At 64.2% G+C, this 11,993-nt stretch carries 8 protein-coding genes and 1 tRNA gene; 5 read left to right on the forward strand and 4 right to left on the reverse strand.

Features of this window, described 5'->3' with window-relative positions:
* Nucleotides 1–4: 4 nt before the first annotated feature.
* Both BUB39_RS03230 and BUB39_RS03235 read right to left on the reverse strand, forming a co-directional pair.
* Entirely contained in the window at nt 5–934 is a 930-nt protein-coding gene (locus BUB39_RS03230) for a glutaminase (protein WP_073051575.1), read from the reverse strand.
* A 71-nt stretch (nt 935–1,005) separates the two neighbouring features.
* Nucleotides 1,006–4,080, reverse strand: coding sequence for an ATP-binding protein (locus BUB39_RS03235; protein WP_073051576.1), 3,075 nt, complete (start codon nt 4,078–4,080; stop codon nt 1,006–1,008).
* A gap of 210 nt (nt 4,081–4,290) precedes the next feature.
* Here BUB39_RS03235 and BUB39_RS03240 point away from each other — a divergent pair, with 210 nt between their 5' ends.
* From BUB39_RS03240 to BUB39_RS03255, 4 genes are all read left to right on the forward strand, one after another.
* Nucleotides 4,291–4,671: a phasin family protein gene (locus tag BUB39_RS03240; RefSeq protein ID WP_073051577.1), complete on the forward strand. Its 381-nt coding sequence runs from the start codon at nt 4,291–4,293 to the stop codon at nt 4,669–4,671.
* Between the two features lie 270 nt (nt 4,672–4,941).
* Nucleotides 4,942–5,442, forward strand: a complete 501-nt coding sequence (locus BUB39_RS03245; protein ID WP_073051578.1) for a phasin — start codon at nt 4,942–4,944, stop codon at nt 5,440–5,442.
* 177 nt (nt 5,443–5,619) lie between these two features.
* Nucleotides 5,620–5,696 (forward strand) — tRNA-His (locus tag BUB39_RS03250).
* A gap of 1,717 nt (nt 5,697–7,413) precedes the next feature.
* On the forward strand, nt 7,414–8,448 hold the full coding sequence (locus tag BUB39_RS03255; RefSeq protein WP_139251324.1) for a hypothetical protein: 1,035 nt from the start codon (nt 7,414–7,416) through the stop codon (nt 8,446–8,448).
* A gap of 156 nt (nt 8,449–8,604) precedes the next feature.
* Here BUB39_RS03255 and BUB39_RS03260 read toward each other — a convergent pair whose 3' ends face one another.
* The gene (locus tag BUB39_RS03260; protein ID WP_210187019.1) at nt 8,605–9,675 is read right to left on the reverse strand and encodes a class I SAM-dependent methyltransferase; all 1,071 of its coding nucleotides are present in this window, start codon (nt 9,673–9,675) and stop codon (nt 8,605–8,607) included.
* Between the two features lie 192 nt (nt 9,676–9,867).
* Complete coding sequence (locus tag BUB39_RS03265; RefSeq protein ID WP_073051581.1) at nt 9,868–11,040, reverse strand: helix-turn-helix transcriptional regulator; 1,173 nt, start codon at nt 11,038–11,040, stop codon at nt 9,868–9,870.
* 288 nt (nt 11,041–11,328) lie between these two features.
* On the opposite strand from BUB39_RS03265, the gene BUB39_RS03270 reads away from it, so the two are divergent.
* On the forward strand, nt 11,329–11,811 hold the full coding sequence (locus tag BUB39_RS03270) for a cupin domain-containing protein (RefSeq protein ID WP_073051582.1): 483 nt from the start codon (nt 11,329–11,331) through the stop codon (nt 11,809–11,811).
* Nucleotides 11,812–11,993: the final 182 nt, after the last annotated feature.

An 11,993-nucleotide genomic window follows, 5' to 3' on the forward strand; every position in this document is an offset into this window, starting at 1 on the left:
GCGGTCAGGGCCCGAAGATCGACCAGTCCATCGCCTTCGCGAGGCGCTCCAGCGCGCGCGAGCCGAGCAGCGAATTGCCGACCTTGTTGAGACCCGGCGACCAGACGGCGATCGAGGCTTTGCCAGGAACGATCGCAAGGATACCGCCGCCGACGCCGCTCTTGCCGGGGATACCGACCCGAAAGGCGAATTCGCCCGAACCGTCATAATGGCCGCAGGTCAGCATCACCGCGTTGATGCGCCGGGCGCGCTCGGCCGACACCACCTTGTTGCCTGTCAGCGGGTGCCGCCCCTGCCCGGCCAGGAAGCTGCCGGCGACCGCAAGCTGGCGGCAACTCATGGCGATAGCGCATTGATGGAAATAGACACCGGTCGTCATTTCGACGGGATGACGAATATTGTCATAGGCCTTCATGTAGTTGGCGAGCGCCCGGTTGCGGAAGCCGGTCTCCTCTTCCGAGCGGGCGACGTCGACATCGATGATGATGCTGTCATCGCCGGCCAGCGACCGCATGAAGCTGAGGATCAGCCCGATCGCCTCGCGCGGCTTATAGCCGGCGAGAATGACGTCGGTGACGACCAGCGCGCCGGCATTGATCAGGGGATTGCGCGGAATGCCATGCTCATATTCGAGCTGGACGATCGAATTGAACGGGTTGCCCGAGGGTTCGCGGCCAACGCGGTTCCAGAGGATGTCACCGACCTGGCCGAGGGCGAGCGTCAAGGTGAAGACCTTGGAGATGCTCTGTATCGAGAAAGCGACATTGGCGTCGCCGGCCGAATGCACGACGCCGTCAGGCGTCAGCACCGCGATCCCGAACTGGCCGGGATCGACCTTGGCAAGCTCCGGAATATAGCTCGCGACCGCACCACGCTCGCTCGCGGTCTTCAGGTCTGTGGCGATCTCGTCGAGGACGGATTGTAAGTCTGGCATGAATTCCTGAGGCATTTCCGGGCGAGCGGCGCGCCCGCACTCCCGAAAATGCGACAATCGGGGCGGCGCGTCTATCCGGCCAGCACGCGCGTCGCCGGAAAGGTGATGCGGATCAACGTGCCTTGCCCGACCGAGGAGTCGATCGCAAAGGCGGCACGATTGGCCTCCACCAGCGCCTTGGTCAGCGGCAGCCCCAGCCCGGTGCCGTCGCTGCGCCGCTCGCGCGAGGACGAGAGCTGGCGGAACGGCTTCAGCGCCGTCTCGATGTCTTTCTCTGACATGCCGATGCCGGTGTCGCGGATGCGCAGCGTCACCTCGCCATGCGGCTCCATCGCGGTCGAGACGATCACCTGCCCGCCGGCAAGCGTGAACTTCACGGCGTTCGACACGAGGTTCAGCACGATCTGCCGGATAGAGCGCGGATCGGCGACGATGTTGGGCACCTGCCCCGACAGCGACGTGCGAATGATGATCCGTTCGCGGTTGGCCTGGGGCTGCATCAGCGCGACGCATTCCATCACGATCTCGTTGAGTGCCACCGCCTCGAAAGTCAGATCGAGCTTGCCCGCCTCGATCTTTGAAAGATCGAGCAGGTCATTCAGCAGGCTCATCAGATGCGCGCCGGAGACATGGATATCGCGCAGATATTCCTTGTAGCGCTCGGTACCGATTGGGCCGAAGCGCTCCTCCATCATCACTTCGGAGAAGCCGATGATGGCGTTGAGCGGCGTGCGGATCTCGTGACTGACCTTGGCGAGGAAGTCCGACTTCTGCATCGAGGCGCTCTCGGCGGCGCGCCTGGCATTGATCAGCTCGCCCTCCGCATTCTTCCACTGCGTGATGTCGCGCAGGACAGCACAGAACTTGCCCGTCTCGGGTAGGCGGCCCATCGTCATGAACAGAGGAATAAGCCCGCCCTGCGGCACCCGGCCGATGACCTCGCGCCCGTCATTGAGGACACTAGCCACCCCGTTCCGCGCCAGACCGTCGAGATAATCGAGTGCCGACTGGCGGCTCTCCTCAGCGAGCAGGTCCGGCAGGCGCAGGCCCGTCACAGACGCCGATTCGACGCCGAAAAGCGCCTCGGCGCTACGGTTGATCCGCTCGATCCGCGCGTCCTCGTCGACTACGATGATGCCATCGGTCGCCGTATCGAGGATCGCCTCGAGCTCGACGATCCGCTGGCGGGCGCCGAGCAGTTCGGCCTCGGCCCGCCGCATCAGAGGCACGAATGCCGACTCGGGCGACAGGACCTGCGCGGGTTCCGGCTGCGGCACGGTGGCTACTGTGGCTGCCGGTGCCTCTTCGGAAGGCGAGACGGCACCGGCGGCTTCCTCGGCCGGCTCGGCAAAGGGTGCATCTGGTGCTTCGGCCGGGAGCGGAACCACCTCCGCCGACGATAGCTGCGCCTCTGTCTCGGTCGTAGCGGATGCGGCGTCTCCTTCGGCCCTACCCTCGTCATCCGATTGCGGCAAATCAGTCGATGGAACGGCCTGGGCCGGCACTTCAGCCAAAGGCCCAGAAACCGCCTCAGCCTCCATCGCGACGGGTTCGGGCGCGGCGCGCTCGACATCGCCCGCGGATGGCTGTTCCAGCTGCGAATGTTCGACCGCGGTGTCGCGCCCGACTGGCGGCGCTGCAGCGATGTCCGCACTCTCCGCAGCAGCCGAAAGATCCGACACGGCGGTGGCAGACGTCTCCGCTGCCGGACGGCTAGCCGGCGCTCCACCGAGCGCCGCGGCAATGCGGCGGAATGCATCCTGCTCCGGAGGCGAGAGCCGCTCCTGCTCGGAAGCGGGACGCGCCAGACGGATCACATTGGACGGCGCGGCGATCGGCCGGACGGGCACGCTTGGCAGAGGCAGCCGCGAAGCCGGCGCCGTCGCGGGCTCGCGCCGCTCCATCGGGCGAATGACGCCGAAGCCGCGATAGCCTTCAAAGACGCGATCACGCGAAAAGGCAGGCAGCGCGGCAAAGTCGACGGCGATCATCCGGGCAGTGCCCTCGACCGGCCAGTCGAGGGACACGCCGCTCCACGTGTCGCGCCGCGCAATCAGGCTCGCCACAGCCCCTGTCGGATCGAGTGCGAGCCGGCGTGCCACCTCGCTCCAGCTTTCGCCCACGGCAATGGCAGCTGCAGGTCCGACGATCTCGGCGAAGTTCGGCGAGACGAATGTGAAGCGGCCGGCTTCGTCCATCTGGAACACGAAGCGCACGGGGCCAGCCGGCTCCACGAAGGCAAAGCCATCGGAGGAAGGCGGCCCCTCCGGTAGTTCATCCTCGACCTCCCGAGGATGATCGGATGCAGCCTCCTGGTTGCTGCTCTCGTCAACCGGCCCCGGCCCGGCGACGATCTGCTCTGCTGAGATTGGTGCCTCGGAATCCTGGCCCGCGGGCACCGCAGCTTCGGGAATGGCGGCTTCCGCCGGTGACGTATTATCGACTATGGCGGGCGGCACCGGTTCGGGCCCCTCCCATTCGATACGCTCGCCCGGACCGACAACGAGAAGATGCACCAAGCCGTCGCCGGTTTCGACAGCCGCAAGCCCTGCCGGCCGGCGAATATCGCCGATGCGAATGGCCCGCTTCAACGGCCTTCCGAGTGAACGGGCTGCCCCGGCAATGAGATCCGGGATTGCGGCTTCGCCAACGAAGACGTCGAAATCACCGCTATCGGCGATCGTCGCGCCATTCGCATCAAGCACGGCGACGAGACAATCGTCAGCGGCAAGCAGATCGACCAGGCGGCGCGCGGCATCCTGACGGCCAGCCGCGCTGCGCGGCTCTGGCAGACGAACGAGAACGGCCGGCTCGCCACGCGGCAGCGTCACGCGAACACATTCTGCCGCAACGCTTGCAAAGCCGCCGCTGCCGGCAAAGCGGATACGCTCGAGCCGGCTGGCGCCGGGGGCTAGGCTGCGTGCGGCGCGGGCGATCTGCTCGGTCGCTGGCAGCGCCTCGGAAAACTGGCGCTCGAGCAGGGTTTCCATCCGCCGTTCGCCGAAAAAGACGGCGCCGGCGGCATTGGCAAAGAGAATGCGGCGCCCGTCCGCCGAGAACAAAAGCGCCGGCCGCGACGCAAGCAGCGCCGATCCGACCGCCGGCAGCGCCGTCAGATCCAGAAAGGCATAGTCGCGTCCGTTCATGGTCCGCCACGCTCCCCGCAAAAGGCGCAGCGCCGCGTTGGCACCCACCTTTGCTTAACAATACTCTAATAAAGCCGCGCCGCGCCAAGGTCCACGCAATGGGCGCTTCGCCCACCGCAGTCTTGCAGCGCGTGGTTAATCGGCGATCCACATTTCCAGCCCGGCCGGATCAAGCTATGCTCCTCTCCCCAACCGGGCAGGAGGACCATCATGGCCGACGAGACCGTTTTCGAAATACCCGAGCCGATGCGTGCATTCGCCGACAAGAGCGTCGATCAAGCTCGCAAGGCATTCGACGACTTCATGTCCGCGACCGTCAAGGCCGTCGACAAGGCCGAAACTTCGACCAAGTCGTTGCAAGAGGGTGCGCGCGACGTCAATCGCCAGGCGATCGGGTTCCTGGAAGAGAACGTCGCAGCTTCATTCGAGTTCGCCCAGAAGCTCGTGCGTGCGCGCACGGTGGAAGAGCTGCAGTCGATCCATCGCGATTTCCTGCAGCGCCAGGTGGCCGCAGCGCAGAACCAGACCAAAACGGTCGGCGAGGCGCTGACAAAGGCCGCTACTGAAGCGGCGCAGAAGATCAAGCCCTGAGAACTGGCGCGGCGCCGTTCAGCCGCGCCTCATTTTTACGCATCGCACCGCAGCATACTCAGCGACCTAACGATGCTTGGATTAATTCGGACGCCAAGCAAATTGGCGCTTTCTCCAGCGGATTTTTACTTTTTGATCGGTGTGCGTCGCAAAATGATGTTGCAACGCACAAAGGCGGTGGCTATATAGGATGCATCTCGATCGGATGCCTATCACCACAGTGTGCGGCTGCCGCGCTCTCGAGATCCATGAATTCTCAAGGAGAGCCCCATGACCGATACCCCCGCCACCAAGCCCGTCAAGGCCGCCGCCGCCAAGGCAGCCAAAGCTTTTGAAGCCCCGTTCGAGGCGTTCAGCTTCAATCTTCCGAGCGCCGAGATGCCGGCGGCCTTCCGCGATTTCGCCGAGAAGTCGCTGACGGGTGGCAAGGAAGCCTATGCCAAGATGAAGGCAGCCGCCGAAGAGGCAACCGAAGCTTTCGAGGACACGATCGAGACCGCGCGTTCCGGCGCTGTGGAGCTCAGCCACAAGTCTCTCGATGCGGCTAAGCAGAACACGGACGCGACCTTCGCGTTCTACAAGGAACTGATCAGCGTCAAGACCTTCGCCGAGGCGCTCGAGCTTCAGATGGCGTTTGCTCGCAAGCAGACCGAGGCCCTGACCGCCCAGGTCAAGGACCTTCAGGACTTCTCGCAGAAGTTCGTCACCGAAGCGAGCCGCCCGGTCAAGGCGAGTGTCGAGAAGGCCTTCAAGGGCGCGACGCTCAACTGAGCCTGTCGCGACCAATAAGGATCGGGCGCCGCCGGCTCCAGCCGCGGCGCCCTTTTTCTTGATACGCCCTGCGACAACGCAACGCCGGACATCGCACTACGAAAGCGGTTGACGACGGCGCGGATGGGGCTTGAAACGCGGCGGCATTGCTTCTAGGTTCCGCTCGCTTTGGGATAGGCAGCTGTAGCTCAGTTGGTTAGAGCGTCGGATTGTGGCTCCGGAGGTCGGTGGTTCGAGACCACCCAGCTGTACCAAAGATACGCCAACACAATCAGTTGGTTGTGAAACGCGGCGCCTTCGGGGCGCCGTTTTCATGTTGAGACCGGGTTGCGACTGGTTTTCCACGGTTCTAGCGATTTCCACTGAGGCGCCACTTAGTTTGAGCACACGATGGTTTTTCCGGGACCAGACGGCATTATCCGGGATTTGGTGATTTTCCGTTGTTCTACCTGGACTTAATCGCCAACTGGCGCCACTGTCGCCTCGGGTCAAAAACGCGACGCGCCATTTGATGCTCTCCGCGATAGGCCCGCTTCATGCCAAGTGAATTGAGCAATCCTCCACAAAAGTGCGGGCCGACACGACCAACGTCGCGACGCGATACGTCGCAACGCTCATTTCCGTCGCAGCGTGAGAAGCCCTATATTTCAGAAGGGCTTATGAGCTAATCGGCCCTAGTCCGCAGCCGCCGCGCTGCGACGCGTACAAGCGCCGTCTGCGTGGGTACATCTGAGACCGATCGGGACAGAAAGTGCGACAGAAAACGTCGCGCTTCCATTTTATGTCGCACTTAAGATTAGCCATATATGTCAGACAGTTATGGAGCACTCGCGCCGCGAAGCCGAGCCCTAATGCGACAGTGCTGAAACCATTACGCGAACTTGTATGCGGAGAAACGCATCCCATATCGCGAAGGCGGAAAGCGCAGACAGAAATTCCGCGCTTAGGTAACCGTCTGCGCATTCCGAATGCGTTAGGTAAGCCAAGCGGTTAGCAGTTGTTTCCGGTATTGGTTCGATCCGCTAAGCGCGGAACGAGATGGCGCCTCGATTGGGTGGTTGAACTGGTGTCACGGTGGACCGGCGGAGGCGTTTGCAGCCGGAGGCGATGGCCCCCATCGATAGGGACTGCGGCCGCCCGCCATACTGCGTTGCGGCTTGCAGATCGGTCCCCCGACGATGAGCAGCAGGTTATGAGTATGCCGAGCATTCTGCGGGCAGAGGCAAGGATATCCGCACATCATTGGCCGCATCGTCGACCACCGCTTCATGCCGCCCTCCGGCAGGAAATGCTCAACCGCAGTGCCACAGTTGGCAGCACAGTGCCCCGAGCGCGGCAAACAGCCGTGATCGTTCTAACTCGACAGTCGCGGACGCGGCCCGTGATCGATTGGTGGATGGCGGTGGCTCGACTGGCGGTAACGATCGTCAGCTCGTTAAGCGCGCTTTGCGCTGACGTCCCTGCCGAGGCGAAGCATTGGCGCTGAAAGGCGTGCGGCTACTTTGGCGCCGGGAGCGGACTGGCCGGTTCTGGCTGGCGCTGTTCAGATAGCCGCCGTTCTGCAGCCGACCCCATTCCCAGTCGCTGCGCTGCCACGGATGATTGTTCGAAATCTGCCGTTGCTGGCCGACTCACCTCTGGGCGGGACCGGGGCCGAGAGCCGCCAGCCTGCTATTGTCGGTGTGCAGCTGATAGCTACCAATCTGAGGTCTACCCATTCCGGCTGGCCAGCACACGACAAGCTCGTTGATGCTGGAGTAATCCTCTGTCCGAGGCGTAAAATGAGATGAGCGATTTGATTGGGACCGCTCCATGCGTCTAGAGTTCGGGTGACAACGGGGGACCCATAGACTGGCTTTCTGCGATCTCAATCGTCGTCAGGTGGCGATGCTCGGCGCGGCTTTGACCGCGACGTGGCGCGTCCCGGTGGAAGCTCAGACGAGACGGCCGATGCTCTATCCCCGAGAAGAATTGACCGAGGCGGCCGGCTATCCGGCTCTGGTGCGGTTCGATCCCGGGCGGGCCGAACTCCCTCTCGTCGTGTTCATCACCGGAGGCGGAGTGCTCGGTCGGGTTGCCTACGGACCGCCTGGGGGAAGGACCGATGATTTCCTTTGCCATTGGCTGCATGAAGAAGGGTTCCCGTCGCTGGTCCTGTCCTACCCCATCGACAACAGCGGCGTGTTTGACGCCGCATTCCCGCTGTTCTCGATGACCAACTGGGCGGAGCAGAGCGCCGAGATCATCGCCCGTTACGTGGACCGGAACGGTCTGCCGGCAAACGTCGTCGTACTTGGCTGGAGCATGGCAGGGCGGATCGCGGAGCCGCTTCATGCAGCGCTGCAACGAAAGGGAAAGGGCATCGAACTCTTCGTCGCGATGGCGGGTGCATCGGCACTCCCCAATACTCTGCCCGGGCTCGACCATCTGACGCCAGCGCCGAGCGGCCTTGCCGCGATCAAGGGCGCCTACGTCGACTGGCTGCTCCACTGCCTCGCGGATCAGAACGCGGCAGCCGGCCATTCGGTGCTTGATGCCGCGAGGTTCACGGGCGAGATGACCGGCGATTTTCCGGTAGGGCTTGCGGCATCGGCGATGCGCTACAGAAACGGAGACTTCGTCCGCGACTCCGCCGGCGACGCGCTGGAGATCGGGACGGCGCAATATCGCGCCTTTCCGCCGCTCGCCTTGATGACGCACGCCTCTGCGATCGACGCCCGGCACGCTCTCACCGACCGCTCGACATGGGGCGTCTACATCACCCAGCAGCTATGCGAGACCCTCATCTTCTCCCGGCCAGACAAGCTCGCCGCCCTCCCCTCCGCGAAGTGGGTGAAGCTGGACGAGCATATCAGCCACGCCGCGCAGCGGCTGAGCGCCACGCTGCCGGGCAACCACATGTTCTTCCTCGGAGAGAAGGGCGCGCGGAAGACCGTGCAGGCGCTGAAGCTCCTCAGGCAAACCGCAACGGACGTTGCAGGTGAGATTTCGCGCCTGATGGCGTAGGAAATGTCGTTCCGCCAGGCTCGAACTGGCAACGAACGTCAAAGACGGCGCCTGGCACGTTCAGAATGGCAGTCAAGATCAGGCTTCCGGCACCAGCGCGAGCGGATGGTCCTCAATCGTTCCCCGCCAGCCGGCTCGGTGGTATCTCGACCCATTCTATACGGCCTGAGGCCCTGGATCCGCTTGTATGGCTGCCGCGACGACGATTATCGCCAGCGGGATGAGATTTGGCTTCGGCCCGGCAGCGAGGCGCGCGGCCATCCCGGCCTCCATCCGATCCATGAAATCGCGAACGCGTTCAGCGCTCGTGCCCTCCGAAAGGTCACGCGCAAGCGTTGGAAGGACCGATGCCCTGGAGAACGCGGCCCAGCGCGCGCCGAAGGCTGTCGCATTGCCGTCGGCAAGGAAATCGCGCCAGATCGCGTCGTCGCCCTCGAATATCTCGATATCCTCCAGTTCGAGGCCGGAAAGCTCACCGGACGTGAATGGTGCCGCGAACTCCGCACGCGTCCGACCGACTGTCGGGATTGCCATCCTCGCCGCCTCCTCCTGCCGGACCACGCCCTCGGTCACCAGTTCCTGCAGCGCGTCATACATGGCCGTCAAAACCGACCCGTAGCCGAAGTCGCCATCATCGGTCTGGGCCATGGTGATGATGACGAGACGGCCACCTGGCCGTAGTTCGCGGCGGCGATGCTTCAGGAAGACCAGCCAATCATCGGCGGCCTGGGCTGCGAACGCGGCGCGCGTGGCGTCGTCCTTGCTGTAGGCAACCTGCACATGGTCCGGAATTGCGACCGGCGTCCGGCTCAGCCATTGCACGGACCAGGCGCACCATCCGAGTGTCACGCTGTCGTCGGGAAGGATCTGCTCGTAGAAGGAGCGTCCGATCGCGCTGGCAAAGGCGCCTTGGTCCAGCTTCAGATAGCTTCCCGGATCATCGTTCAACAGTTCGAACAGTGCGCTGAAGTCATTCTCGGCAAGATCGGTATGGACGACCGATATTGCCCGGCCGCTGCCGAGGCGCTGCCGCAGAGTCTGCACCGCGATCGCCATCGGAATCAGCGAATTGCGCCCCTGCGAAGCGCCGTAATCGGCGACGACGATCGGACCTGCCCCCTCGGACAGCGGGACGTCGAGGGCAGCCTGCTCGAGGCGCGGCAATGCTGGCGAAGCCCCTGCGGCCTGCACCGCCGATCTCGAATTGTAGCCACCGCGTCCTTCCATGGGCGCGGGTCTGGCCAATTGCGGTTCGTCTTGCATTCAGTCTCTTCCGTTGTTCAGGGGCTGCTCATGCTTCGGACGTTGAGACGACAGACGGTGCGGCGCCGGGGGCCGCAGCACGCGGGGCAACTCTATACCCCGAACACCAAAGCAACCGACGCGGTCGACGGACGATGCGAGCCGGCTCAGGCTGCGCTAAGGCGACGGCGGAGCTAGCAAGGCGACGGTCGCCATGGTCCGCTCGAAGTCTCTGAGGTTTTCCGCCTCCGACTTCCCGAGGATCGCGCGGATCTGGGTGCGGACCGTCATGAGGGAGACGCCGCGTCCGCGCGCCACATCTTCGGCGCTGGCGCCGCCCGAAAGCGCGACCGCGACTTCCGCCTCGGCGCGGCTGAAGTCGAACATCTCGCACAGCATGTCCGCTTGCGGCGATACCTTGCGATCAATCGGCCGCAGAATGAGCAGCGCGAGAGGTTCACGGCTGCCGCCGCCTTCCATCGTGTAGACATCGTCGGCGAGCCGCTGCGGCGCCGGCGTGACCATCATCGCGAGCGCCGAACCGTCGCGCGCGACAAGACGCATCGACCCTCCCGCTCCTCCTGATGTCGCGGAGGACACGAGCCGGCGGAGGCGGGCCGCGTCGTCGCGCGACAGGGCAGCGAGATAGACGCCGCTGCCGGCGAAGGCCCCCGACCGCCGGAACACAAGGCCTGCGTCAGGTCCCGCCAGATACCTGCGGGCCATATCGTTGACGAAGCGGATTCTCAGGGACGCATCGACGACACCCACGCCCACCGTGAGCGCGTTCACGGCCGCTTGGGTCAGCGAAGCGGCGTGCTCGTCGCGCGCAAGGCGCAGCCGGAGCTCGAGAGCACGCTGTACATGCGGCATCAGGGCCCGCAGCAAGCGGATATGCGTCTCGTCAAACGCGCCGGCATCGTCGCCGCGGAACACCAGCACAGGCGTCGCCTCGGCAATGCCAGCCATGCCGCCGATCACATGACGGCGTTCATGGTGGCGAGCGAAATCGACGTAGAACTCGCTGCGGAGGAAGTCGCTCTCGACGACCAGTTCGGCGCCGAGCTTGGCATTCCCCATGTGGTAGCTGCGCGCCTGCGCGAAATCGCGGCGGGCCTTCGCGGCATAGGGGTCGGCTTTGTGGAAATGCGCCGCATAAGCCATCTCGCTGCCATCGGCCGGCATCAGGAGATTACCCGGCCCGCCAGGCCCGCCAGCGTTCAGCAGGACCCGCCGCGCCTCCAGAATCCGGCAAATACGCTCGCCGACGTCATGCCAGCTGCCGTCGCCGGACCCAGCCTGATAGATGGCGCCGACGCAATCGGCGAGATCGCGCTCAATGTCGGCCATTGCCAGCTCCCGTCCCCGGAAACGAGAGTGCCAGAGCCGTTTCTGAGGTTCAATGGATGGACAAGCGACTTTTGCATGTGACGTTTCCAAGAGTTGCCGTCACAGGCCAGTCGATATCGTATTCCTTTCACCAGTTCTGTTGATGCGTCCGGCGAGCCGACCAGTATTTTGCGCCGGGTCGGCTCCGGTCGACGCTGGCATGCCCGCCCATACTGAGGAAGAGCGGGCGCTGCGACGCAGCCCATCAGGATGCTGGACGCCTGCAACCGCACATCATGAGGTCTCGCAATGACGATCAATTTCCTGCATTCGAGGGGCACGGAGCTGCCCATCAAGATCCCCGCCATCGGGCTCGATCTGTTCGTGAGAATGCCGCCGGCCGCCAGCGGCAACGCGTTCTGCTTCATCGAGACGATCAATGCGCCGGGCTTCGGTCCACCGCGCCACCGGCATCCCGAAGCGGAGATCTTCCGCGTCATCGAGGGCCGCTATCTCTACGAGGCCGATGGACGCCGCTTCTACGCCGAGGCGGGGGATGTCGTCTGCATCCCCGGCGGCATGGAACACGGTTTCGTCAATGTCACCGACGCTCCGGCCCGGCAATATATCCTGATGACGCCGGCCCTCGATGCCGCCACCTTTTTCACCGAGCTCGGCGGCGTCATGCACAACGGTCTTCCCGACACTGAAGCGCTCAATGCATTCGGCATCAAGTGGCAGGTCGAGTTCCTCGGGCCGCCGGTGAAGCGGGACGAACTGCCGACCGAATGACGTCGGCAATGTCGCGCGCCGGCCGCAACTCTTGCGCGATCTCGGCTTGACGTTTCGCCGGAAGCGGCAAGACTTGCGGGCGAGACGAGGGGCGGCGCCCTGGGCGGCATGCCGGCCTCTTGCGACTGGTCCAAGCGACGCGTGCCCTCGCGCTCGCCGCTGGCGAAATGCCTCCACCGCCC

The sequence above is a fragment of the Kaistia soli DSM 19436 genome (assembly GCF_900129325.1).
GTDB lineage: Bacteria > Pseudomonadota > Alphaproteobacteria > Rhizobiales > Kaistiaceae > Kaistia > Kaistia soli.

Bases quoted from the DNA above. Each gene is read 5' to 3' on its own strand.
- BUB39_RS03265 (WP_073051581.1), bottom strand. From the start codon at position 11,040: ATGGCCGACATTGAGCGCGATCTCGCCGATTGCGTCGGCGCCATCTAT.
- BUB39_RS03240 (WP_073051577.1), top strand. From the start codon at position 4,291: ATGGCCGACGAGACCGTTTTCGAAATACCCGAGCCGATGCGTGCATTC.
- BUB39_RS03270 (WP_073051582.1), top strand. From the start codon at position 11,329: ATGACGATCAATTTCCTGCATTCGAGGGGCACGGAGCTGCCCATCAAG.
- BUB39_RS03235 (WP_073051576.1), bottom strand. From the start codon at position 4,080: ATGAACGGACGCGACTATGCCTTTCTGGATCTGACGGCGCTGCCGGCG.
- BUB39_RS03260 (WP_210187019.1), bottom strand. From the start codon at position 9,675: ATGGAAGGACGCGGTGGCTACAATTCGAGATCGGCGGTGCAGGCCGCA.
- BUB39_RS03245 (WP_073051578.1), top strand. From the start codon at position 4,942: ATGACCGATACCCCCGCCACCAAGCCCGTCAAGGCCGCCGCCGCCAAG.
- BUB39_RS03230 (WP_073051575.1), bottom strand. From the start codon at position 934: ATGCCAGACTTACAATCCGTCCTCGACGAGATCGCCACAGACCTGAAG.